Raw genomic sequence first — 24,848 nt, forward strand, 5'->3', positions numbered from 1 at the left:
AGCCCCCATTCACAAGCAAAATAAAAAGGACTGTAGACAAACTCTAGAATTTCATTGAGTTTGTCTACAGTCTGAAAGGACCTCATAAGGTCCTTTATTTTATTGGTATGGGAGTAAGTTATATCGCATTAACAGAAGAAGCTCGAAAAACGGCTGGAAAACCAATTGGAGCGGCTTTTATTGTCTAAAGACAGCAAGCATATTGCTGCTAAAAAAGTGGATATTTCCTGCAACTGTCAGAGCCCAAAAATTGTTATTGATCGCATAAAAAATGCGTGGAAAAAATAAATAAAAAAAACTATAATTTATAAATGTGAAATCGTTTGTTTAGGATATGGCTCGCTCTGAGATTTCAACAAATTGAAATGTGGTAAGTTTTAAGAGGATTACTGACAATATAAATTTTGTAAGTTGATGAGAAACTAAAAAACCTGTATCAGCATAGTAAAAACCTCTTGCACTCCGTGGGATTCAAACGGATGTACAGGGGTTTTTCTAATTGTAATGAAAGCTAAAATAATGAGTGAAAGAAATTCAACCTGTGAATATTCCATTCAACAGGCTATTTTTTAGGTTGAAAAGCCAGCCTCTCAATGGATTTCTGCTTTGAAATTCAAAATAGCAGTAAAGAGATCTACGTAATTGGCACAAAGGGTATACGAAACATTTGAGTCAGTCTACAATAGGATAGTTGATATTTTACTGCATGGGGGTGACAACGATAGTAAAAGCGTATACTTGGCTGACCTTTTGTGTGGTTGTGTGGGGAAGTAATTTTGTTTTTGGCAAAATTTTAGTCCAGGATTTCTCACCAGCTTTATTAACTGCATTAAGGCTGCTATTTATTGTACTTTTTTTAGGTGGAGTTTCCTTCTACAAAAAACACTTTAAACGCATAAGTAAATCAGATTTTCTTGCAGTGTCTCTTCTTGGAATTATTGGTGTGCTGATAAATCAGTGGTCTTTCTTTGTCGGTCTGCAAACAGCTGATCCGACCACGTCCGCATTGATTTTAGCAATGACTCCCATTTTAACTGGCTTATTAGCAGCCCTTTTTTTAAAAGAGAAATTAACAATCCGGATGTTAGTAGGATCTATCGTAGCGATTACGGGAATTTATTTTGTTGTAACAAAAGGTCATTTATCGTCTTTGCACGTGGATAAGGGACTGGTATGGATCATAGTAACAATGATAACGTTCGCTATTATGATTATTATGACAAGGGTGCTCTCTAAAAGAATAGATGCACTGACTATTACCTTATATTCGAATGTAGTAGGTTTTGTTGTGTCGATTCCATTTGTTTTTCTATTAGATATCCCTTTACGAATAACTTCTAATAGCAAGGGTTGGGCTTTTCTAGCTGCAACGGCTATTGTAGTGCACGGTATAGCTACGCTGATTTGGAACAGTAACATTAGGTATGTGGATGCTTCAAAGGCTTCTATGTTATCTAATTTAGAACCATTTGTAGCCATGGTTACGGGATTAATCATTCTGCATAAACCAATAACTAAGATAGAACTTTTAGGCGCTTTATTCATAGTAAGCGGAGTTGTGCTATCTACCTATCAGCGAAAGAGTGCACAGGAACAAACGAAGGCTAGCGGTTAAGAGGAAATGTAACTTTTCTGCAATGAAAAGGCATGGTTTTATTTATGAGTTACCATCAGGAAAGGACTGTCTCAAAGAATGATAAAACATACAGCTCAGACAAAATTACTCATGGAATATTTATCTATTATCATTGGCTCGGCCTTAGTTGGCTTGGCATATAATATTTTTCTGCTGCCGGCTCGGCTCGCAGCAGGCGGTGTTTCTGGTATAAGCACGATCCTGTATGAGCTATATCAGTACAACCCCGCTTATGTACAATGGGCTATTAATATTCCACTCTTTTTTATTGGCCTTTTGCTTCTGGGAAAAGATTTCAGCTTAAAGACGTTAGTAGGGATTTTCTTTGTTCCATTTACTATTTGGCTCAGCGCTGATATTCCTTTTAAGATTGATAATCCTTTACTGTCCGCTATCTATGGAGGAATTCTCCTGGGGGTAGGGCTAGGAATTGTTTATAGAGGAAAGGGATCAACAGGGGGACTAGCTACTGTTGCGCAAATTGTTAAAAAATATACAGGACTCTCCAGTGGCTATTCCCAGTTAATCGTTGACGGATTTGTTGTTATTAGCTCCGCCCTTGTTTTTAACTTGGAGCTTGCTCTTTATGCCATGATGGCTATTTATGTTACGAGCAAAGTCATTGATTTTGTCCAGCTGCAAACCTCACCCTCAAAGCTTGTTCTTATTATTACTGAACAGGAAGAGCAGATTCAATCCATTATTAAAGACGAAATTGACCGAGGATTGACAAAAGTGCGCTCCATTGGCGGGTTTTCCAATAAAGAAAAAACGATGATCCTATGTGTGGTTGAACAGCAGGAGGCTATTTATTTGAAAAAGGTATTACAAGAGCAGGAGCCATCTTCTTTTGTTGTATTTCTTAATGCTTCTGAGATTCTTGGAAGAGGTTTTTCTCTATCTAAGATTTATGGAACAGAAAAGTAATGGAAGAATCAAAAGGCTAATCATAAAAGGGGCTTCAAGGAGAAAACTCAGAAAGTTTGCCAGTTCGTTTTATGAGAACCTGTAGAGTAAAGGGGTGTCCCATGAGGACAACCCTTTTGTTCTTTCCACAGGAAAAAGAGTGTGGATGAAAAATAGTGCGGATCATTCGATCGTTTGATAACTGTTTATATGAATAGCTTATTTCTATTCAAGTTCCACTTGACGCGTTTCTCGGCCGAAAATGACCAATACAGCTACGCCGATAAAGATGCTGATGCAGAACAAACCGAAGATGAATGCAATAGAATAGTCGGCAGCAATTAAAGCTCCAACGAGAAGCGGTCCCAATATGCCGCCAATCCGGCCGATGGAAGCGGCCATGCCGGCACCTGTTCCACGAATGACAGCTGGATATTGTTCTGGCGTATAGGCATATAAGGCTCCCCAGGCACCAAGATTAAAAAAGGATAGTAAGATACCAGAGGTGATAAGCACAGCAGTTGTTTCTGCATTTCCGAATACAAGAGCGGAGGCAGCCGTTCCAATTAAATAGGTAGACAGGACAAACTTCCGACCTACGCGCTCAATAAGCCAGGCTGCTGTAAAATAACCAGGCAGCTGAGCAAGAGTCATGATTAACACGTATTCAAAGCTTTGGATCATACTAAATCCTTTCATGACCATGACACTTGGAAGCCAGAGAAACATGCCATAATAGGAAAAGACAACAGTAAACCAAACGGCCCATAGTACGAGAGTGGACCGGGCATATGCTTTCGACCAGACATCACGGATATTTTGGCCGATGGTGCGTTTTTCTGCTTTTTTCGGTGAAAATGCAGGAGAATCAGGCATGTTTAGGCGCAAGTAAAGGGCATAAAACGCTGGAAGTGCCCCAAGTACAAGCGCAATTTGCCAGCCGAATGACGGAATAATAAAGTAAGAAATTAATGCAGCCAGCAGCCAGCCGAACGCCCAGAAGCTTTCGAGCAGAACGACTACTCGCCCTCGGTCTTTTGCTGGTACGCTCTCTGAAACAAGCGTCGAAGCAACCGGCAGTTCGCCGCCAAGTCCCATACCGACAAAAAAGCGCAAAATAAGGAAAGCGGCGAGTGTGGTCGTCAGTGCGGATAGGCCGCTTGCCAGTGAAAAGATCAGCAGCGTAATAATAAAAATATTTTTCCGACCCATACGGTCAGCCCAAAGACCGAATAGGAACGCACCAACAGCCATTCCGATTGAGTTCACGCTGCCGATCCAGCCCATTTGCTCTGGTGTCAAGTTCCAATCTACTTTTAGAGCAGCGATAATAAATGACAGCATGCCGACATCCATTGCATCAAACATCCAGCCAAGGCCGGCGATGCCAAGCAGCTTTTTCTGTGAAATTGTTTTTTCTGACATTGTGTCTATCTCCTTGTCTTGACAGCTATCTTTATATAAATATAGACGGGTGTAATGAAAAAAACAAGAAGTTTGTTGGAATATCGTTGAATTTGAAGGTTAGCAATTCTAATCTAAATTGCACCAATAGTATGGGAAAAACAAAAGAAGAAAATACTTAGGATGAAAATCGGCATTTCTTGCATGAATTACTCGCCCTTTGGAAATAAGATGACTAGAGGTCTTATTAAAACAAGAGGAATTTAAAAGGAGAGGGGTTATTGCATGGAAAATATTGAAGTAGGAGAAGTTTTCACGATTAGCGGTGAGAACGACGAAGAACAGAGGGTTGAAGTATTGGCCGCTATTAATATCGAAGGCACGCAATATGCGGCAGTCGGCTTTGTAGAGGATATTGAGGATGAAACAGAGGAAGACATTGACGTTTTCTTTTTAAAGGTCGACCAAGAGGGCGACTTTACCTCCATTGAAAGTGAGGAAGAGTTCGACAAAGTTTCTGCCGCCTTTGATGAAATTATGGAAGACTGATGGGCGCAGGAGGATAGACAAAGCAAGCTAAAGCACATGTACCCAAAGCCAACAAATTCTTGTTGGCTTTTTTTGGTGAGCAGGGAAAAAAGATAGTGTCATTGAGGTAAATCATGTAAAATCGATCTAATTAACATATTTTAGTATGGGGAAGGAAGGATCTTATGGAACATGAATTAACAGAGCTTATTAAAAAGTGTGATCTGGCAATTAAGCAGGAAGATTTTGATACATTGATGAATTACTATACCGATGATGCTATTCTCGTTATAAAGCCCGGAAAGGTAGCACAGGGCAAAGAGGAAATCAAAAAAGCATTTATCGCTATTTCCCAATACTTCAATAATACTCTCGTGCCGACACAGGGGGAAATGGTTATTCTGGAAGCTGGCGATACGGCGTTAGTTATTTCTCAGACGCTTTTGGATGCGGATAAACAGGAAACCGAATATTCAATGGATCGAAGAGCAACATACGTATTTCGGAAAAATTTACAAGGCAGCTGGCTTTGTGCGGTTGATAATTCATATGGAACAGAATTGATTACTAGATAGTCAAAAACGATCCCGTTAAGAAGTCTGTTTTTACTCCGAAAACGGAACCAGGTAAAGAATTATTCAGCAACTTTATATAACTCATTAAAAAATGATTTAGAAGCAGATGTTAAAAAGATTTTAATGACGGGGCTTAAAAGACTTTATTCGACAAGCGGATACAGAGAGTATAGGTCAGCGCATAGTATGCTGGCTTTTTTATTATGGTTATAAATGGGTGAATTGTAAATAATACCATTTATCTACTATGAGTCTATGTTTCTGAGGATTAATTTCCTTAAAATTCTACTTTTTCTAGTAAAATGGAATTAAATTGAAAAAAATAGTATAAAAATAATTTTCAGCATGGTATGATGATTTCTGAATTACCATTCATGTTAACCAAGGAGGACTTAAAGTGAACAGAAAAGTTTTAGCTCTTGGATTGTCTCTCGGTTTAGCCACTAGTGTCTTCTCTCCTGCCTCATCGCTTGCCGCACCAAAAAATGTTTTGTCAAACTACAAGTATAATCAGTCAGTCGGTTCGCCTGAATTTGTCTCGGGTAACCTGACAAAACCAGCTAAAAAAAATGCAGAAAGCGTTGTGCATGATTATGTAAGCGCTAACAAAGACAAATATAAGCTCGGATCTAAATCTGCTAAAGAATCCTTCAAAGTAACATCAAGTAAAAAGGAAAAGGACGGGTCCACTGCTCTTCGACTACAGCAGGTATACAACGGAGTCCCTGTCTGGGGGTCTACACAAGCAGCCATGGTAACAGATAATGGCATCTTAACTGTATTCTCGGGCACAGTCACCCCTAACCTGGAAGATAAAAAAGGGCTAAAACATGAAAGGAAAGTTAATGCCAACCAATCAATTAAAATTGCTGAAGCTGATCTTGGTTTGATTCCTGAATATGAAAAAGAGCCAACGTCAGAGTTGGTTGTGTACGTGCAAGGCGATGATGCTACTTATGCTTATCTAGTAAACTTGAACTTCCTATCTCCAGAACCAGGAAACTATAATTATTTTATTGAAGCTTCAACTGGAAAAATACTGAATAAATATAACGACCTTCATGAAGCTAACACTCAGGAAACAAGCAAAAAAGAGGCCGCTAAGCCAGGTGCTGCAGCATCTACCAATACAACAGGCACTGGAAAAGGGGTGTTAGGGGATACGAAAAACCTGAATATGACGCTTTCAAGTTCAACCTATTATTTACAAGATAGAACAAGAGGCGGCGGGATCGTTACTTATGATGCGGCAAACCGTTCCCAAGTTCCTGGCACACTTTGGACAAGCTCTGACAATCTTTTAAATAGCACCTATGAGGCTCCAGCTGTGGATGCTCATTTCTATGCGGCTAAAACTTATGATTATTATAAGACAAAATTCAATCGTAATTCCTATGATGGTAGAGGGGCTGCCATTAGGTCAACGGTTCATTACGGCAGCAGATACAACAATGCGTTCTGGAACGGAAGTCAGATGGTATACGGAGACGGAGACGGTTCGACTTTTATTCCGCTATCCGGCGCGATTGATGTGGTCGCTCATGAAATTACGCACGCCGTGACGGACAGCAGCTCAGATTTAATTTATCAAAATGAATCTGGAGCCTTAAATGAAGCGATTTCAGATGTTTTCGGTACTCTTGCTGAATTTTACCATAACAGTAACGCTGATTATGAGATTGGAGAAGACATCTATACACCCGGGGTTGCAAATGATGCGCTTCGTTCAATGAGCGACCCTGCGAAGTATGGAGATCCTGATCATTATTCTAAACGCTATACAGGTACAGCAGATAATGGCGGCGTACACACGAATAGTGGCATCATAAATAAAGCTGCTTACCTTCTGGCCAAAGGAGGGACTCATTATGGCATAACAGTACCAGGTATTGGCAACGAGAAGGTAGGGCAGATTTATTATCGTGCGAATACCGTTTATCTAACAGCATCTTCGACTTTTAGCCAAGCTCGAGCTGCGCTGGTGCAGTCAGCAGCCGACCTCTTTGGTGCCGGTTCGGCGGAAGTAAATGCCGTCAGTAAATCTTTTGACGCTGTGGGAGTTAAATGATTAGGTCCTTTTGAAAATATAGAAAATACAGGCCGCTTCTCTTTATGAAAAACCTGTTCTTCTAAACTCCCGTGAAAATGTTCACGAAGAAGGTAGTGATTTCCCTGTTATCCTATCCTTTTATTAATGAAATCAAGCTAGAGTGAGAGATGAATAGATCGCGAGTCGAAGAATTGACTTTTCTAATCACACAGCAGAAAAAAGCACCGCTTATGGTGCTTTTTCTTTTGGTTAGGCGCGTGCGCTCTGTGCGGAGTCTCACTAATACTCGCTTTTCCCGCTGGAGTCACTGTCTTCTGTTACAACTAACTCTCAAAAGAATATCCTTTCTTTTTAACAGAGCCTTTGTTTATAACAATAAATAAAGGAAGACCGATTCCATAAGCGGATAAGGTGCAATCAACAAATAACCTCTTCTTTATTTAAGTATGATTGATATTTTGTATACAACTGCAAGAGGTAAAAGTAACCTGCCAATCCTTTTATAGAAATGATTGGCAAGTTGAAGTGATTTCATTAACTTAAAAACTTATGTCCAAACAAATAATAAAGAACTAGCGAAGAGCTCATAAAAAAAACAAAAAACAGCACCTGTTGAGGTTTAGAGCGGTTTTTCAGCCACTTCCATCTTTTGCTTTCCACATCAAGCCAGAAGAAGTCAATCATTAATGCGCCTATGATGACGATAACAAATGACATTAAGCTCAAGTATTTATTCACTCCTTTCCTTATTTTTTTCATGATACCATAATAAGGAATAAAAGATGGAGAAGTCGATGCTTTTAGTTAGGCACAACAGCGGCAAGCAAAGACAATGACCCTCTTTATTAAAAGAGGGTCATTGTTAATAATAGAACCATTGCCGGTTTTGACAAGGAGGAAATCCGTTGATATCTTGGACCGACCGATAATCATACTGCTTCAATGCAAATTGAGATTTATATAAATATTCGATGACAGAAACTTTCCCTCCAGACACACTGCATAAAATACCGGACACTCCCCGGCCGTTGGACAATGAGACGCCCACGGGCTGACCGATGAGCTCGCTAGCTTTATCCTGCCACGGCATGCTGATCACCCCTTTAAAAGCATCTTATGTATCCAATAAAATTAGGTGCTGGCAACGATTTAGCCGCTAGAAGAGAGGCCACACTTTGTAAAGAAAGCAACACTATATTTTAGGGATAAGAGCTAGAGGCAAAGAAAGGATTGTTCGGAAAAGAATGATTCACTCCCTTTTTTACTTCCTGTTCGTGAGAAGAAATCTCTCTTTTACAACAGAAGTGGTCGTGCTATTATTTTAGTATATTTATTTCCAGTACTAGCTAGAAGGAGAAAGAGCCATGAGAAATAAGCTGAGTATAGGGGAAATGGCAAAGTTAAGAGGTATAACGGTGGATACACTGCGTCATTACGATAAAATTGGATTGTTAAAGCCCTACTACATTGACCCTGACACCGGATATCGTTATTACTCCATTTCCCAGTATGAAGTTCTCGGAACGATAAAGGAACTGAGGAAAATCGGTTTTTCCCTAGAGGAAATCAAGCAATTCTTAACAAACCGTAACGTTAAAAAATCCATTCAAACACTTCAAGAATCACTGGCTAATATAGAAGAAAGAATAAAGGGATTGCAAGATATCTATGATACTTTGAATACTCGACTATACAATATTGAATATTTCACTAATAGTTATAAGAATTCGGATATTGTAGTTAAACAATTTGAAGAGCGCGAATACATTCAGCTAGCTAGACCAGTAAGCTGGGGAGATAAAGAAAATCTTTATTTTGGACTATTAGAGCTCGAAAATAAAGTTGGTGGGATCATCCCAGTGTTGGCTAGTAACAAATTTGGGGATTTTATCAAAAAAGATTATTTTAACGACATTCGCCAATCAGCGGATGGACCTCTTAACCTTGATAAATATCAATCGCAACTATTTATTCTTGTAGAAAATCAATCGTCTGGACAATCAACACAAAAAATAGAAAAAGGGATATTTGCATGCTCTTACTATGGAGGGCTCACGAGAGAGAAAATGCTGACTCAGCTTAAAAAGCTGCTTCATTATTGTGATACTCATGGTTATATGATTACTGGTGACGCTATTAGGGTTATGCAAGTCGACATTTCTTTAACAGATCAATATGAGGAAGCCTACTATGAAATACAAATCCCTGTCCAAGAAAAACAAGTTCGAAGAAACCTTTGAAATGATAACGTTATCATTTCAAAGGTTTTTTCTATGGAAACAGTTGACTCTAGGGTTAGACGAGACTTTATGATGAAGTCATGCAGATGGAATGGGGGGATTCTTTAAATTCAGAATAATTGGATTTAAATAAAAATAGTCATTTTTCATTTTTATTATCAAATGTTAAGGAGAAACACTTTATAAGGAGGTTTAAGCTATGAAAAACATTGACTCACCAACCCTCAAGCGTTCGCTTACTCTTGTACATGTCGTTTTCTTCGGCTTAGCTTTTATGGCGCCTAAAACATTTTTTGCTACTTACGGGGTTGCCGTGCATAGCACCAATGGGATGATGCCAACTGCTTATGCAATCGCCTTAGTGGCTATGCTATTTACAGCTTACAGCTATGTCCAATTGGTGAAAGCGTTTCCGACTGCCGGGGCGGCTTATACGTTTACACAAAAATCAATCAGTCCGCATATTGGATTTATTGTTGGTTGGACGATCATTATTGATTATATGTTTAGCCCAATGATCAGCGCCCTAATCGTCGGAATTTCATTGAAAGCTTATTTCCCATCCATCCCGATAGTCGTTTGGATCATTTTGTTTATTGCGGTGATTACCACGGTCAATATTCTTGGTATTAAATTAGCGGCGAAACTTAATATTTATATGCTTCTTCTACAGATCTTATTGTTTGTGCTATTTTTTATTTTGTCGATTAAAGGGCTTCTTGAAGGAAAAGGGGCAGGTACATTATTTTCAACCGTTCCATTTTATGACCCCGGAGTTAGTGTACCGACGCTTCTATCTGTTGTCCCTATTCTCTGCTTTAGCTTTTTGGGTTTTGATGCAGTCACTACGTTGTCAGAAGAGACAAAGAATCCTAAGAAAACATTGCCAAAAGCGATTTATCTTGTAACGCTAATTGGTGGATTTTTATTTATTACGGGTTCGTATTTTGCTCAGCTGATTTTTCCGGAGTTCCAATCTTTTAAAGACCCTGAATCTGCTTATTTGGAGATTGCAATGTATGTCGGTGGAAGTCTTTTTGTGAGTTTCTTTATTGCAGTAGGACTAACCTCTACCACTGCTTCGGCCGTTGCCTCGGGAACGAGCGCCTCTCGCATTTTATATGCGATGGGAAGGGAAAATGTATTGCCGAAGAAGCTCTTTGGCTATGTGTCCCCTAAATATCATACACCTGTGCTTAATATTTTACTCATTGGCGCCGTTGCGTTAAGTGCTCTTTTTATCAATCTAACAACAGCCGTCTCATTTGTTAGTTTTGGGGCATTGTTCGCTTTTTTCTTTGTGAATCTTTCAGTGATCGCTCACTACTTCTTCAGAGAGAGAAAAAGGTCTTTCAAAGGAACGGTTCAATATTTGATCATTCCATTGATTGGCGCTGCTCTTATTGGACTGTTTTTCATAAAATTAGACCAGCATTCATTATTACTAGGCGGGGCTTGGCTTTTTATCGGATTTATTTATCTATTAAACTTAACGAAAATGTTTCGGCAACCGCCTCCTGAGCTTACCTTTGAAGAAGCTCAATAAAAGGGAGTAGATCTATATAATGAGAGGATTGATGAAGAATGAGTCAACAACTAGCTGATGTAATTATTTCAAGTAAGGCTGTATTTACAGGGCTTTGTGATCAACCGGAACCCGCGTCCATTGCGATTAAGGACAATAAAATCCTTGCGGTTGGTTCAGAGAAAGAGATAAAGGCTTACTTGGGTGAAAATACAAAAGTGTATCAATTTAAAGATCAACTAATTATGCCGGGATTCCACGATTTTCACCTTCATATTATGCAAGGAGCTGTTTCCCTTAATAGTGCGAATCTATTCGCGGCTCGTTCAGAAGATGAAGCGTTGGAAATGATCCAGGAATTTGCTCGATCAAATCCGGAAAATCCATGGGTCATCGGGTTTACATGGGATGCAGGGTACTGGGATACCCAGCAATTGCCGAATCGTTATTCATTGGACCGTATTCTTCCGGATCGCCCAGCGCTCATGTTTCATGCGGAAGGGCATTACGCATGGGTAAATTCAAAGGCGTTAGAAATCGCTCAAATTACCCGCAATACAAAAAACCCTTCTTACGGCATAATCGGCAAGGATGAAGAGGGAGAACCTGATGGTATTTTATATGAAAAAGCAATGAATGCGGTCGTGCATCATGCATTTAATTTTTCAAATGAATATAAAAGTAAAATTTTCTCTCATTTTTTAACCCATGCAGCAAGTTTAGGGATAACGGCTGTTCACGATTTACACGGGTTGAAAACAATAGAATCTCTCGATGTTTTCAAAGAATTTGAAGATAAAGGGGAATTAACCGCCCGCATTCATTTATGGCCTGCATTAAATGGCAATTTGGAGCATGTGAAACGGCTGCGGGAGACGTATCAATCGGACAAGCTTCGTGTATCGGGGTTGAAGCAATTTATTGATGGCGTGATTACCGCCCGTACGGCTTATTTAATAGAACCGTATGCAGACCAACCTGACACACGCGGAGAGGCGTCTTTTCCTCCGGAAACGATCAAAAAATGGGTAGTTGAAGCAGATCAGGAAGGGTTTAGCGTTCGCTTTCATGCCATTGGCGACGGAGCGATCCGCCTGGCTTTAGATGCTTATGAGGAAGCGCAAAAGACAAATGGCAAACGGGATTCCCGCCATTCCGTGGAGCATATCGAAGTGATTCACCCTGATGATATTCCGCGTTTCAAAGAGCTTGGCGTGACGGCGTCCATGCAGCCGGATCACTTTGCGATGTCTGAACGGGGGGTGTACACCGATCGAATCGGCCTTGAGCGTGAAAAGTATGTGTTTCCGATCAAGACATTGCAGGAAACTGGTGCAAACTTGGCCTTTGGAACGGATTTTCCCATCGATGTTTTGAACCCACTTCTGCAAATTTACCGTGCGGTAACGAGAATTGACAGCAGCGGAGAAACCGTCTGGCATCCGCATGAGCGCATCACACTTGCCGAAGCATTGAAAGCTTACACAGCCGGTCCTGCATATGGTTCATTTAGAGAGGGAGAGTTAGGAACATTGGAAGCAGGGAAGCTAGCGGATATTGTTGTGTTAGAGAAAAATCTCTTTGACTTACCTGCAGAAGACATACCTGATACAAAGGTGCAGGTAACAATTGTTGATGGGAAAGTAGTGTATGATCATGCCGGAGAATTAGTGAAATAATGAGTTAATTGTCCTATCAAAAGAACGGAAAATAAACAAACAAAAGCAGACCACTCATACTATAGAAAATGCAGGCGTAGAACAGATTAGCTATGAAATCACAAAGACGTGGAATAAGAACGGCTGAGAAGCAGTGCTTGAATAAGAAAGCAACTATTGATCTGTTAATTTCTTATGATCGGCCAGAGAACACACATAAACTAGGAGGTTTAGTCAGAAGTTAGGAACTTGAGCGATTTATCTGAAGCAATAGGGCTGCTGGCGAGACTTTGCAAAAAGACTGAGAATAGAAAAATATGAAAGGAACTTCTTGAAAAAGTGGAGTCTCGTCATCTAAAAAATATATGTGGGATAGAGAGCATCTTCATTTAAGCCATATAACGATTGAAAGGAAGCTAGAAACAGAGAATTAATTCATATATGAATTGTAATGCAAAAACAAATCAATCCTCCTGTTGTTAATTCAATTTTGCATTAGAGTATTCACATAATGACCTGGTTTTAAAGTAATCTAAACATTGGCACTATTCTTGCAAGTTATTAACTGAGCAAATATTACTAGTAGGAGGTTTATTAAGTCTTTTTGCATCACTAGGGGCTAAGCTCTTATAATGTAAAAATCGGTTTAGTGTTTTTGGAATATTTTTGACATCAGTTAAAGGGAGGATTTTATTATGAATCAAGTAACTATCGCATTAGCACAACTCATTTGTGAAGATGGGAAGGTTGAAAACAATCTTACTCGTTTGGATGAGGTCGTTAATAAGTATGGTCATTCTCACGACCTCATTTTGTTTCCTGAGACATTTATCATGGGGTTTCCTTCTCCAGAGGTTGCTCGTACATTAGCCGAGCCCTTGGATGGACCTCTTGTCAAACATTTAGAACGTAAAGCAAGAGAAGCTAATACTTCCATTGTTGTGGGCTTATACGAAAAGGAAGGAGAAAACATTTATAATACCACGATTCTAGTGGGACCGACAGGATTGTTGCTTTCTTATCGTAAGACTCATTTATGGGTGGGGGAAGAGGCAGTCGTCAATCCTGGAAATTGTTTCCGAAGCTGCGGCTGGCAAGACACAAAAGTCGGGCTGCTCATTTGCTACGATATAGAATATCCAGAAACAGCCCGGGCAGTTGCCAGCATGGGAACAGAGCTATTGTTAGTGACAGATGGAAATTGGGATGGTCCAGTACATCGTGTTGCCGTTCAAGCCAGAGCACAAGACAACCAGATGTTTGTTGCTTTGACAAATCGACTTGGAGAGCTGGAGGAAATTACGTTTTGCGGAGGGAGCATTGTCGTTGATCCATATGGACGGATAATTGCTGAAGCAGGATGCGAAGAAGAAGTATTATCAGCAACGATCGACTTGTCGCTTGTCCAGGAGAGCAGACAACAGTATCACTATCTGAAAGAGCGCAGGGTGTCACTTCCTACACCTTCGCAGGAAATTGGAGAGGGAGTTTGGGAAATTAAAATTTGATCATCTGAAGTATCTGCTTACTAAAAATGAATGGAAGTAAGAATATTAAGATGTAGTGTATGAATAAAAAAAGGAGGATTGATTAATGAATGCAAATTCCCCAACTCTTAAGCGTACCCTGTCATTAAAGTATATCGTGTTTTTTGGTTTGAGTTTTATGGCTCCCACCACTATGATCTCCACCTATGGAGTAGCTGTCACTAGCACAAACGGGATGATGACAACGGCTTATATCATTGCTCTAGTCGTTATGTTATTTACAGCCTATAGCTATGCACAAATGGTGAAAGCGTATCCAACGGCGGGTGCTGCTTACACGTTTACACAAAAGGCCATAAGTCCTCACGTTGGTTTTCTCGTAGGTTGGACCATTTTACTTGATTATATATTTAGTCCAATGATTAGCTCTTTATTTCTAGGAATAGCTATGAATGCTTATTTCCCTTCCGTTCCTATGTATGTTTGGATTATTATGTTTATTGTTATAGTTACAACTATAAATGTACTTGGTGTAACGGTTGCTGCCAAATTTAGTACCGCTATTCTGTTTATGCAATTTGGAACGTACGCCTTATTCATTATCTTTTCGATAAAGGGTCTTTTAAACGGTCAAGGAGCAGGAACGCTTTTTTCGATCCTTCCGTTTATGGATTCAAATGCGAATATATCTGACGTAATGTCCATCATTCCTGTTTTATGCTTTTCTTTTTTAGGATTTGATGCCGTCACAACCCTATCAGAAGAAGTGAAAAATCCTAAAAAATCGATCCCTAAGGCCATTTATCTGATTACAATCATTGGCGGGGCATTATATATCGTCGGTTCCTATTTTTTGCAGCTTGTCTGGCCAGACTACCAATCTTTTAAAAACCCGGAAGCTGCTTATATAGACATTGCCGCGTATATTGGCGGCAACTTTTTAATAAGCTATATCCTTGCAGAAGGAACTATGGCATGCTTTGCCTCTGCCATTGCATCAGGGACAAGTGCATCTCGTATTCTTTATGCAATGGGACGTGAGCGGGTACTTCCTGCCAAAATATTTGGGCATCTTTCACCTAAACATCGCACCCCTGTATATAACATATTAATCATAGGGTGTGTTGCTTTCAGTTCACTGTTCTTAAGTCTTACATTTGCTGTATCTCTCATAAACTTTGGGGCATTGTTTACTTTTACCCTTGTTAATCTTTCGGTTATCGCACACTATTATATCCGAAAAAAACAGAGATCCCTTAGGGGGACTATTCAGTACCTTATTATTCCGTTAATTGGCGCTTCGCTTACAGGATTATTTTTTGTGAAATTAGATATTCATTCACTAATACTGGGTGGAGTTTGGTTTACGTTAGGGTTTTTGTACCTGCTTAATCTTACGAAAATGTTTAAGCAGCCCCCGCCCGAGCTTGTTTTTGAAGAGGCGCAATAATAGCTGAGTACACAATTATAGATAAAAGGATGGATTAAAAATGAGTCAACAACTAGCTGATGTGATTATTTCAAGTAATGCAGTATTTACAGGGCTTTCCGATCAACCGGAACCAGCTTCCATTGCCATTAAGGATAATAAGATCCTTGCGATTGGTTCGGAGGAGGAGATTAGATCTTATTCGGGTGAAAGGACGAAAGTCTATCCATTTCACGACCAATTAATTATGCCGGGGTTTCATGACTTCCATCTTCATATGATGGATGGAGCTGTTTCGATGAACGGTGTTAATTTATTCTCAGCCCGTTCTGAAGAAGAAGCATTAGAGATGATTCGTACATTTGCCGAAGCGCGGCCGGAAGATTCATGGATCATCGGCAATTCCTGGGATGCAGGATACTGGGATACCCAGCAATTGCCGAATCGTTATTCATTGGACCGCATTCTTCCGGATCGCCCAGCGCTGATGTTCCATGCGGAAGGGCATTACGTATGGGTGAATACGAAAGCTTTAGAGATTGCTAACATTAATCGAGATACAGAGGATCCTTCTTACGGTATGATCAGCAAAGACAAAAATGGAGAGCCCGACGGTCTGTTGTACGAAAAGGCCATGGATACAGTATTCCGTCATGCTTATAATTTTACAAAAGAACAAAAGCGGGAACTGTTCGCTAATTTCCTTAATCATGCCGCAAGCTTAGGAATAACGGCTGTTCACGACTTATTTGCAATAGAGGCATTGGAAATGCTTAATGACTATGATGTATTCAAAGAGTTCGAAGAGAAAGGAGAATTAACCGCCCGCATTCATTTATGGCCTGCATTAAATGGCAATTTGGAGCATGTGAAACAGCTGAGGGAGACGTATCAATCGGACAAGCTTCGTGTATCGGGGCTGAAGCAATTTATTGATGGGGTGATTACCGCCCGCACCGCTTATTTACTTGAGCCTTATGCTGACCAACCCGACACTCGGGGAGAGGCATCCTTCCCTCCGGAAACGTTTAAAAAATGGGTGGTTGAAGCGGATAAAGAAGGATTTAGCATTCGCTTTCATGCCATTGGCGATGGAGCGATCCGTCTGGCTTTAGATGCCTATGAGGAAGCGCAAAAGACAAATGGCAAGCGGGATTCGCGCCATTCGGTTGAACATGTCGAAGTGATTCACCCTGATGATATCCCGCGCTTCAAAGAGCTTGGCGTGACGGCGTCCATGCAGCCGGATCACTTTGCGATGTCTGAGCGGGGGGTGTACACGGATCGAATTGGTTCTGAGCGAGAAAAGTATGTGTTTCCGATCAAGACATTGCAAGAAGCCGGGGCGAAATTGGCGTTTGGGACGGATTTTCCCATTGATGTCTTGAATCCGCTTTTACAAATTTACCGTGCGGTAACGAGAATTGACAGCAGCGGAGAAGCTGTGTGGCATCCGCATGAACGCATCACACTTGCTGAAGCATTGAAAGCTTACACAGCCGGCCCTGCGTACGGCTCATTTAGAGAGCAGGAATTAGGGACATTAGAGGCAGGGAAGCTGGCGGATATTGTTGTGTTAGAGAAAAACCTTTTTGACATACCCACTGAAGACATACCGGATACGAAAGTGCAGGTAACAATTGTTGATGGAAAGGTTGTTTTCGATCATACCGATTCATTAATAGAAAAGTAAGATAGCTCAAATTTCCAATTTAGGGGACAAGAAGATGGGTGTGAAAGGCAGATTAGGTGGATTAGGCATAAAGATAGCTAATATTGCTGCAATTATTATTGTTATCTTAACAGTTGTAAGTGGGAGTATGATATATCATACTGCTCAAGAGGCGGCAGAGCGTGCTATCTCAAATGTTAGTATAGACACAGCCGAAACGATTGTTAGCCATATAAATCCTGAAACTTATAAACAATTCTTACAAAATCAGAAAAAAAATAAAGTATATTGGGAATTGAGACAGCAACTGAATGATTTTAGAGTAAAAACAGGAGCATTATATGTATATACACTTGGTGTAACAGATACAAAAGAGATTGAGATTCTAATAATCGGAGAATCCGCCAAGACTGCATCAACAATAGGTGAGACAACTAATGCCACGACTTACAAGTCTATTGAGCCGGTACTTAAAGGAGAAACGGCAAGCACTGAAATCGTAAATGATCCTAAATATGGCGAGTTTTTATCAGCTTTTGCGCCGATAGAAGATAAAACAGGAAAAGTAATCGGTATTTTAGGTGTTGATATTAATGCGGAGAAAGTAGGCTCAATAACAGATAAAGTAGTATTGGAAAGTTTACCGACCTTTCTGGTGACTACAATTATTTTTATGGTTATCGCTGTGATCATTTTATATGTATTTATTATGAACGCGTTGAAACCACTTAATATCGTGAAATACACGGCAGAGCATGTAGCGGAAGGCGATTTGAGGGGCGCTAATAAATATATCGCAGGCTTGCCGGTGAAACGCAGAGATGAGATTGGCCAATTAAGTCAATCATTTCACCATATGGTCTATCAATTAAAAGAGATCATTCAAAAGGTTACTTTTACATCTGAGCACATTGCCGCTTCTTCGGAGCAGTTGTATGCAAGTGCCGAACAATCAACACATATGAATCAGCAAATTGAGCAAGCAATTGAAGAAGTTGCCACCGGCTCTAGCAAGCAATTAAACGCTTCAGAAGAAGGATTTCAAGCGATAGAAGAAATGTCATTGGAGGTTCAGCAAATTGCAAAATCTGCTTCTTTTGTTTCAGATATATCGATGGGAGCATTGAAAGAGGCACAACAAGGGAAAGAAGCGATAAATAAGGTTCTTTCGCAAATGAGTTCAATTAATCATTCAGTTGAAGGAACCGCCAAAGTTGTTGAACGATTAGGTGAACATTCGAAGGAGATTGTTCAAATATTAGATGTCATTACAAATATTGCAGACCAAACGAATTTGTTATCTCTTAATGCCGCTGTTGAAGCAGCACGTGCTGGAGAACATGGTAAAGGCTTTGCAGTAGTTTCCAATGAAGTCCGAAAGCTGGCCGATCAGTCAAGGCAATCAATAGATAAAATTGCCGGGCTAATTAGGGGCATTCAAGAAGATACACAAGAAGCGATAGTGGCAATGGAAACAGGAGAAGAAGAAGTACGTTCAGGTTTGACTGTTGTAGAGGAAGCAGACCGATCCTTCCAGCGCATATTAGAAAATATTGAATATGTCGTAAAACAGATACAGGACGTTTCAGCCTCATCACAAGAAATGTCTGCCAGATCTAAACAAGTAACAGGCTTAATAGAAGAGATATCAAAAGTCGCTAAGAGCGCTACAGTAAATTCTGAACATGTAGTATTTATCACAAAGGATCAGTTTGCCTCGATGAATGAAATATCCAGCTCTTCTGAAAGCCTGGCCCATATCGCTCAGGAGTTACAGAAAGCCATTCATCGATTTAAACTGTAAGGTTGAAATAAAGCCGGTCGTTAAGAGAACGGAGCATTAAGAGCATTGAAAGCAGGGAAACTTGCAAATATTGTTGTCCTAGAGAAAAATCTCTTTGAAATACTCATGAAGGAGATACCTGGTACAAAGGCGCAGTTACGCACGTTTATAGTAGAAAAGTGAGTTTCCCTAAATAGAGAGGAAGGGAAAATACAATAGAAGGATTGGCACACTTGACAGTTCCATTAGATTCTATTTTATATTCGTTGCCGTAGCTAGGTTGATTTAGGATATAAAATCGCTGAAATTCTAAATGGATTCTTGAAAAAGGCCTGCTCTTGGTGAGCAGGCCTTTTTCTTGCTAGGGGAGTCCATATTAATAAATTACTTGAAAGGACTTATAAAAGAGGAGCCAATTTATTCAATCGATCTTCCAGCAGCTCTTTCCACTCATTGGCTAATTCATCAACAGCCAGCATCTTTTTCATTCCTTCCGCATCTTTCGGTTTACGAAAGTAAATTTCATTCCCTTCGAGGATGGATACCTGTTTTGGATGTGATTCTAACAGCGTTATGTTAGAGTCATTGCGAACGGTACCTTCTTCTAAAACCCGGCACAAATAGCCCGTGAAACCTGTTTGGACCATCCTTTTTAGGAGAGCTGGATTATTACTCCTCTTTGTAATCGTGCTGCACGGAATGCGGCCTTGAGTTACTTGGATGACGGCTTCACCTAGACGAAAAACGTCCCCAATATACACGTCTTTTTCCAGCATATTCGTTACTGTTAAATTCTCTCCAAAAGTGGAAGAGGACAAGGGGATTGCAAACTCCTTTTCCCAAAGTGAATAATGCTCATACGGATATACACATACGGCGCGGTCGGGCCCTCCATGATACCTTAAATCTGCTACTCCATCGCCCCGGAAGCCTTCTTTCGTTAAGAAGGCTTCTTCAACCGTTTGTTTACAAATACCAGTCTCCATTTCTTTGCCGTTTCCGTACGTCAATTTTTTAGGCAAGCCAATGGAGAAATTTTTTAATTCAATCACTTGGCTGTTTCTCATTTCATTTACACCTGCTCCATACTGTTAATAGATGATTATTAAATTTTACCATTTATACAGTTTATTTCTATAAAAACTTTATTAATTATCAATGACAATCAGGTAATGAGCGTCTGAAAAAGCAAAAATAACAATAGCACACAAAAGTTCAGCCAACCTTAGCAGATTGATGGGAAGAATAGGGATATTCCTTTAATCAATAGCAAAATGCCGTATTGAATATTCAGAATAATTTTGCTACATTTAAGGATAACTAATGATTCTAGAGTTCAACAAAAACATTCATCGAGACATATATCCTCTATTAAAGTCTGGGGAGGTAGTAATGATGTTAGAAAATGATCATGTTTTGAGACAGAAAGGTGTAAAAAAAACAAACAACCTTTCTAAACAATTATCAGGAAAAATAGATGATTTTCTTATTCTGTGTGTTTATGAACAGGATAGTAGATTAGGGCTCGATCACAGATTTGGAGGCAGATCAGAGAGGACAGCATCCGATTTACCGATCTTTATTGAAAATGAAGGGTTTAATTCATTTATCATTTGGGAGCGCGTCTACCGGGAGAGTGCCCAAGTGTTTAACAGTTTGCGTGTGGCTGCACGCAACCGGTTCATTAGACAAATTGCTGATAACATTGTTACCCACCTGTTGATGAAATATAAAAAGTTTTCCCCATCCCTATCCTCCATCTTGAATGATAAGACGTTGAAAAGCTCATCCATCCACTACATAGAGAATATTTTGAAAAGGGATACTTTTTTAGTGAATGACGAAGTGTGGGAGAATTTTTGTAGGTGGTGCCGAATGCATTTAACTGAATGGGTCCTTGAAGAAATGGCACAATCTCTTGGTCCTCATGGCTTAGAGGCATTAAATAGGAAAGAGTTAAATGAGCTTTTTTATGAGTATATATCAAAAAATTTATCTGAGGATCAAGAATTTATTATAAGGTTTACAAGTATAGTGAACACTTACACGTTAGAATGGATTAAGAAAATTAGTAGGATGTTAAATCTAGAAGATTGGACGATGCACGAAATTGAGGCCATGTTCAATTTAAAAAAGAATGCTTTGTTTCAACCATTTTCTGCATTGTCGCTTGAATACGACTCAACTCTAGCTACAAAAGATTTTTTGTCTGTCATGAACAATGCCCCCTACCAATCTGTTCGGGAGGCTCTTTATAAGAACCATTTTCTACATGAACAGGGCTTTTGGCCAACCATGCCGCTTTCTAAAGGAAACATGACGGGCGTACTTCAAATCAAGCCCTTTAAAAAAGATCACTATCGATTTCACGCTACCCACCCCATTATTAAGGAATCGTGGAAGCAAGCTGAAGGATTATCAGACTTAGATGCAGATGTATTTGATGCGCTTTGTGCTATTTTCTTGTCTAAAGCAAAACACTATAAAGATGTAGTTGAAGTGGAGATCGATGATTTGTTATCTATTCGTGGCCTAAAGCCAAAGTTGGGCGGGGAGGGGCGACGGGGCGGCTATGAATTAAAGCAACGACGCCAAGTGTTGAAATCGCTTTCAATCATCCAAAATCTATGGATTGAGCTAGATAAAGCGATAGTATATGAAAAAGGAAAACCAGTAGAGACAAAACTCGAAGGACGAGCCTTTTTATTTGTTGATCAAGAAAGACAAGACTGTCGGATAACGGAGGAAATGAACGGAAAAAAACTAAGGTATACAGTCGATCAAGTATTTGCAAAGTATTTAAGCGGCTCTGGAAGGCAGGTAGCACTTCTTCCTATAAAAACTTTGCATTATGATCCTTACCGTAAAACGTGGGAAAAGCGGTTGGCCAGATATTTAAGCTGGCGTTGGCGGATTCAGGCAAGAAAAGGAGACTTTCTTCAGCCTAATAAAGTCAACACGTTACTAGAGGCGATAAGTGTCAATACTAATGAACGTATGCCTTCGCGCACGAGAGATCGATTGGAAAAGGCACTTGATACCTTACAGCAAGATGGCCTTATTCAGTCCTGGCATTATGAAAAGTGGAATGAGTTGATTGCCGATCAAAAAGGATGGGGCCGTGTTTGGGCTCATTCGACGATTGTTATCGATCCACCTGAATATGTGAAGGAACAATATCGGCCGATTAAGAGAAATCAATCCGTACAAAGCATACCAAAGGCTCAGCCAGATCATTATAGCGTAGAGGGATCAACAGAAATCATGGGGAGCCGAGTAAGGGAAATAAGAGAAAGATTAAACCTATCTTTGCATGAGGCAGCGGAAGAAATTCAAATCTCTTCTTCTTATTTGAGCAGCATTGAAAGAGGAAGGAAAATTCCGTCAAATAAAATTCAGGCAAGATTGATCAAGTGGCTGGAACGATTTCATTAACAATCAAAAGAACGGTATCTCCATTTTGAAGATTGGAGATACCGTTCTTTTTTGTTTGTAAAAGCGGAGGTCCTCATAAAGCAAGAAGTCTATCTTATTCATTTGTCGAGGTTATCAAGCATAAAGTCGGGGTTATCGTGTACACAAAAATTGTTCTTTATTATTTTACCTCTTATATAACAAAGGATGTACGGATTTTTTTAAAAACTTCAAAGCCTAATAATTAAATAATCTAAGTATCTTTTTTTTCTGAATTATTAAATCGGGTTTTATATGATAGCAATCAAGGATGGATATCTATTCAAATTATGTTAAATCGGGGTGAAAAGCATGAGTAATGAAAGCGTTGCCGAAAGAAGTCTCGAATCATTATTTTATCCTCGTTCTGTTGCCGTATTGGGTGCATCAAAGAATCCTAACAAGCTTGGTTACATTCAAATGAAAGCCTTAATCGACGGAAAGTTTAGCGGAGAGATTTTTCCGATCAATCTAAAGTCTACAGAAATAGAAGGATTGCCGTGTTACTCGTCTATTACGGACGTACCGAAGCCTGTAGATTTAGCGATATTTTGTGTCAGTGCGAATCAAATTCAGCAAAGTCTTGAAGAGTGTGCGCAGAAAAAAGTAAAAGCTGCCATCATCTTTGCTTCCGGTTTTTCTGAAACTGGCGAGGAGGGGGCAAAGCAGCAGGAGCTCCTTGCTGAGATTGCCAGAAAGAATGGCATTCGATTGATCGGCCCGAACTGTGTAGGCATGGTAAATACACTGAATGGGCTCGTTGGTACCTTTTCACCTGGCGTGATGGCCTATCCATTAAGTGACAATCGCGCCGTTGGGTATGTTTCTCAAAGCGGGGCTTTTGGCGTCCTTACTTATATGGCGGCAGCCCAACATGGTTTAAGCTTTAACTATTTTGTTACTGTCGGGAATGAAATGGAAACGGAATTTGCGGACATCGTCGAGTATATGGTTCATGATCCAAATACGAAAGTGATCAGCGGCTATTTAGAAGGCGCAAAAGATCCTGCTAAGCTGCGCCGATTAGCAAAAGAAGCACTTGACCGCAATAAGCCTATGATCGTGATGAAGACGGGACGAAGTTCGGCAGGAAGCCGGGCGGCCGCTTCTCATACCGGGTCTCTGGCTGGTTCAGACCAGGTTTATGATGCTTTCTTTAAGCAGACAGGCATGATTAGAGCGAATGATTATGAAGAAATCATTTCTTTTTCCAAGCTGTTTCTTTCGGGGAAATTACCTACGGGGCGCAATACCGTCATTATTACAAGTTCCGGCGGAAGAGGGATCAACGAAGCGGACCGTTGTGAAGCGAACGGCCTTACAATCATTCCGCTTAAAGACGAGACGAAAGCAAAAATTAAACAAGCTGTTCCGTCATTTGCCAGTACATCTAACCCTATTGATTTAACAGCTGCTGCGGCAGTGACGAATCCAGAACTATTTATCGCACCATTGCGGGCACTGAGTGAAGATCCGGAAGTCGATAATATCATTTTAACCGAGTTCCCTATGCATTGGGAGGCTGATCACCCTTTGCTTCAGGAATTTATTGAGATTTGCAAAAGCTCCGATAAATTCATTTTGGTTACGACATTTCCACTGCAAGGAATGTCTATTCCTAAAGGGGCCGCTGAAATGGAGAAAAATGGAATACCGGTAATAACAGGGGATTTACATCCCGTCTCAGCTCTTGCCAAGCTGGTCGATTACAGTGAGAAATATCGCCGTAACAAACAGGCGAATGAATCGGCAGAACAGCGTGAGACAGCAGGGAGCGAGGCAAAAGGTATTTTGGAGAACTTGCTAAAGCCGGGTGTTACATTAAGTGAATTTGAAGCGAGCGAAATATTAGAGATTTACCAAATTACAACGGCTCAAAAAGCCCTGGCAGCTACGGCTGAGGAAGCTGTTCAATGTGCCAGAAGCATTGGCTATCCGGTTGTGCTGAAGGTAGATTCCAAAGATATTCCTCACAAAACAGATGCTGATGCAATCAGACTTCATTTGCAAAACGACCATCAAGTGATCGATGCGTATGCTGATATTTTGCGATCTGCTAAAGGGTACAAGCCGGATGCAGTTATTAATGGTGTATCTGTTCAAGAAATGCTTCCTAAAGGCACAGAAGTCATCATCGGTGTCACGAAGGACCCTGCCTTTGGTCCGGTCATCATGTTTGGTCTAGGTGGAATTTTCGTAGAAACACTCAAAGATGTGTCTTTCCGAGTGGCTCCGCTTACAAGGCAGGATGCTATCGAGATGGTGGAGGAAATCAAAGGAAAAGCCATCCTTTCCGGAGTGCGTGGTCAAGCACCTGCCGATCGTGAAGCCATAATCAATGTGTTACTAAGAGTCTCAGAACTCATTGCTGACTCGGAAGGCAGGATTGATGAGTTAGACATTAATCCACTCATTGTCTATGAGAATGGCTTGAAAGCAGCCGATGCGCTTATTGTGACAAACAGCCATATGGCTGAAAAAACAGAGGTTGGAGGGTAAACC

Annotated in this window: 18 protein-coding genes; 14 read left to right on the forward strand and 4 right to left on the reverse strand. The window is 40.3% G+C overall.

What is annotated here, in order from left to right:
• The first annotated feature begins 721 nt into the window (after positions 1-721).
• The gene (locus tag ACH0BF_RS12290; RefSeq protein WP_340856383.1) at positions 722-1,615 is read left to right on the forward strand and encodes a DMT family transporter; all 894 of its coding nucleotides are present in this window, start codon (positions 722-724) and stop codon (positions 1,613-1,615) included.
• Positions 1,616-1,693: 78 nt separating this feature from the next.
• A complete protein-coding gene (locus tag ACH0BF_RS12295) occupies positions 1,694-2,563 on the forward strand; it encodes a YitT family protein (RefSeq protein WP_340853640.1) in 870 nt (289 codons plus the stop codon).
• Positions 2,564-2,767: 204 nt separating this feature from the next.
• Here ACH0BF_RS12295 and ACH0BF_RS12300 read toward each other — a convergent pair whose 3' ends face one another.
• Complete coding sequence (locus tag ACH0BF_RS12300) at positions 2,768-3,967, reverse strand: MFS transporter (protein WP_120032231.1); 1,200 nt, start codon at positions 3,965-3,967, stop codon at positions 2,768-2,770.
• Positions 3,968-4,231: 264 nt separating this feature from the next.
• On the opposite strand from ACH0BF_RS12300, the gene ACH0BF_RS12305 reads away from it, so the two are divergent.
• The 3 genes from ACH0BF_RS12305 to ACH0BF_RS12315 all read left to right on the forward strand — a co-directional run bounded on the left by ACH0BF_RS12305 (position 4,232) and on the right by ACH0BF_RS12315 (position 7,117).
• Entirely contained in the window at positions 4,232-4,495 is a 264-nt protein-coding gene (locus tag ACH0BF_RS12305; protein WP_340853642.1) for a DUF1292 domain-containing protein, read from the forward strand.
• A 164-nt stretch (positions 4,496-4,659) separates the two neighbouring features.
• Complete coding sequence (locus ACH0BF_RS12310) at positions 4,660-5,049, forward strand: YybH family protein (RefSeq protein ID WP_120032229.1); 390 nt, start codon at positions 4,660-4,662, stop codon at positions 5,047-5,049.
• A gap of 397 nt (positions 5,050-5,446) precedes the next feature.
• Positions 5,447-7,117, forward strand: coding sequence for a M4 family metallopeptidase (locus tag ACH0BF_RS12315; protein ID WP_340853646.1), 1,671 nt, complete (start codon positions 5,447-5,449; stop codon positions 7,115-7,117).
• Positions 7,118-7,633: 516 nt separating this feature from the next.
• On the opposite strand, the gene ACH0BF_RS12320 is transcribed toward ACH0BF_RS12315, so the two are convergent.
• Entirely contained in the window at positions 7,634-7,816 is a 183-nt protein-coding gene (locus ACH0BF_RS12320) for a hypothetical protein (RefSeq protein ID WP_259455778.1), read from the reverse strand.
• Between the two features lie 145 nt (positions 7,817-7,961).
• Positions 7,962-8,189 carry a hypothetical protein gene (locus ACH0BF_RS12325; protein ID WP_120032222.1) on the reverse strand — a complete coding sequence of 76 codons (228 nt, stop codon included), beginning with the start codon at positions 8,187-8,189 and terminating at the stop codon, positions 7,962-7,964.
• Between the two features lie 274 nt (positions 8,190-8,463).
• Here ACH0BF_RS12325 and ACH0BF_RS12330 point away from each other — a divergent pair, with 274 nt between their 5' ends.
• The 7 genes from ACH0BF_RS12330 (at position 8,464) to ACH0BF_RS12360 (ending at position 18,914) form a co-directional block, all read left to right on the forward strand.
• Positions 8,464-9,339, forward strand: coding sequence for a MerR family transcriptional regulator (locus tag ACH0BF_RS12330; protein WP_406909426.1), 876 nt, complete (start codon positions 8,464-8,466; stop codon positions 9,337-9,339).
• Positions 9,340-9,538: 199 nt separating this feature from the next.
• Positions 9,539-10,885 carry an APC family permease gene (locus ACH0BF_RS12335; protein ID WP_340853649.1) on the forward strand — a complete coding sequence of 449 codons (1,347 nt, stop codon included), beginning with the start codon at positions 9,539-9,541 and terminating at the stop codon, positions 10,883-10,885.
• Positions 10,886-10,923: 38 nt separating this feature from the next.
• Positions 10,924-12,543 (forward strand): amidohydrolase, encoded by a 1,620-nt coding sequence (locus ACH0BF_RS12340; protein ID WP_406909427.1) that lies wholly within the window; start codon positions 10,924-10,926, stop codon positions 12,541-12,543.
• A gap of 674 nt (positions 12,544-13,217) precedes the next feature.
• Positions 13,218-14,030, forward strand: coding sequence for a carbon-nitrogen hydrolase family protein (locus tag ACH0BF_RS12345; RefSeq protein WP_120032214.1), 813 nt, complete (start codon positions 13,218-13,220; stop codon positions 14,028-14,030).
• A gap of 85 nt (positions 14,031-14,115) precedes the next feature.
• The gene (locus ACH0BF_RS12350) at positions 14,116-15,459 is read left to right on the forward strand and encodes an APC family permease (RefSeq protein WP_340853654.1); all 1,344 of its coding nucleotides are present in this window, start codon (positions 14,116-14,118) and stop codon (positions 15,457-15,459) included.
• 40 nt (positions 15,460-15,499) lie between these two features.
• Positions 15,500-17,131, forward strand: coding sequence for an amidohydrolase (locus tag ACH0BF_RS12355; protein WP_340853656.1), 1,632 nt, complete (start codon positions 15,500-15,502; stop codon positions 17,129-17,131).
• A 34-nt stretch (positions 17,132-17,165) separates the two neighbouring features.
• Positions 17,166-18,914 (forward strand): methyl-accepting chemotaxis protein, encoded by a 1,749-nt coding sequence (locus ACH0BF_RS12360; RefSeq protein WP_340853658.1) that lies wholly within the window; start codon positions 17,166-17,168, stop codon positions 18,912-18,914.
• 377 nt (positions 18,915-19,291) lie between these two features.
• Here the strand turns inward: ACH0BF_RS12360 and ACH0BF_RS12365 are convergent, their stop codons facing one another.
• Positions 19,292-19,960, reverse strand: coding sequence for an MOSC domain-containing protein (locus ACH0BF_RS12365; protein WP_340853661.1), 669 nt, complete (start codon positions 19,958-19,960; stop codon positions 19,292-19,294).
• A 325-nt stretch (positions 19,961-20,285) separates the two neighbouring features.
• On the opposite strand from ACH0BF_RS12365, the gene ACH0BF_RS12370 reads away from it, so the two are divergent.
• Together ACH0BF_RS12370 and ACH0BF_RS12375 are read left to right on the forward strand one after the other, a co-directional pair.
• Positions 20,286-22,328 (forward strand): helix-turn-helix domain-containing protein, encoded by a 2,043-nt coding sequence (locus ACH0BF_RS12370; RefSeq protein WP_182916959.1) that lies wholly within the window; start codon positions 20,286-20,288, stop codon positions 22,326-22,328.
• A gap of 330 nt (positions 22,329-22,658) precedes the next feature.
• A complete protein-coding gene (locus ACH0BF_RS12375; protein ID WP_406909428.1) occupies positions 22,659-24,845 on the forward strand; it encodes an acetate--CoA ligase family protein in 2,187 nt (728 codons plus the stop codon).
• The last annotated feature ends 3 nt before the right edge of the window (positions 24,846-24,848 follow it).

The organism is Pseudobacillus sp. 179-B 2D1 NHS, from assembly GCF_045370945.1.
Classification (GTDB): Bacteria; Bacillota; Bacilli; order Bacillales; family Domibacillaceae; genus Pseudobacillus.

Excerpts from the sequence above, each read along its gene's own strand:
- ACH0BF_RS12295 (WP_340853640.1), top strand. The coding sequence starts at position 1,694 with ATGATAAAACATACAGCTCAGACAAAATTACTCATGGAATATTTATCT.
- ACH0BF_RS12300 (WP_120032231.1), bottom strand. The coding sequence starts at position 3,967 with ATGTCAGAAAAAACAATTTCACAGAAAAAGCTGCTTGGCATCGCCGGC.
- ACH0BF_RS12305 (WP_340853642.1), top strand. The coding sequence starts at position 4,232 with ATGGAAAATATTGAAGTAGGAGAAGTTTTCACGATTAGCGGTGAGAAC.
- ACH0BF_RS12310 (WP_120032229.1), top strand. The coding sequence starts at position 4,660 with ATGGAACATGAATTAACAGAGCTTATTAAAAAGTGTGATCTGGCAATT.
- ACH0BF_RS12320 (WP_259455778.1), bottom strand. The coding sequence starts at position 7,816 with ATGTCATTTGTTATCGTCATCATAGGCGCATTAATGATTGACTTCTTC.
- ACH0BF_RS12325 (WP_120032222.1), bottom strand. The coding sequence starts at position 8,189 with ATGCCGTGGCAGGATAAAGCTAGCGAGCTCATCGGTCAGCCCGTGGGC.
- ACH0BF_RS12330 (WP_406909426.1), top strand. The coding sequence starts at position 8,464 with ATGAGAAATAAGCTGAGTATAGGGGAAATGGCAAAGTTAAGAGGTATA.
- ACH0BF_RS12335 (WP_340853649.1), top strand. The coding sequence starts at position 9,539 with ATGAAAAACATTGACTCACCAACCCTCAAGCGTTCGCTTACTCTTGTA.
- ACH0BF_RS12340 (WP_406909427.1), top strand. The coding sequence starts at position 10,924 with ATGAGTCAACAACTAGCTGATGTAATTATTTCAAGTAAGGCTGTATTT.
- ACH0BF_RS12345 (WP_120032214.1), top strand. The coding sequence starts at position 13,218 with ATGAATCAAGTAACTATCGCATTAGCACAACTCATTTGTGAAGATGGG.
- ACH0BF_RS12350 (WP_340853654.1), top strand. The coding sequence starts at position 14,116 with ATGAATGCAAATTCCCCAACTCTTAAGCGTACCCTGTCATTAAAGTAT.
- ACH0BF_RS12355 (WP_340853656.1), top strand. The coding sequence starts at position 15,500 with ATGAGTCAACAACTAGCTGATGTGATTATTTCAAGTAATGCAGTATTT.
- ACH0BF_RS12360 (WP_340853658.1), top strand. The coding sequence starts at position 17,166 with ATGGGTGTGAAAGGCAGATTAGGTGGATTAGGCATAAAGATAGCTAAT.
- ACH0BF_RS12365 (WP_340853661.1), bottom strand. The coding sequence starts at position 19,960 with ATGAGAAACAGCCAAGTGATTGAATTAAAAAATTTCTCCATTGGCTTG.
- ACH0BF_RS12370 (WP_182916959.1), top strand. The coding sequence starts at position 20,286 with ATGATGTTAGAAAATGATCATGTTTTGAGACAGAAAGGTGTAAAAAAA.
- ACH0BF_RS12375 (WP_406909428.1), top strand. The coding sequence starts at position 22,659 with ATGAGTAATGAAAGCGTTGCCGAAAGAAGTCTCGAATCATTATTTTAT.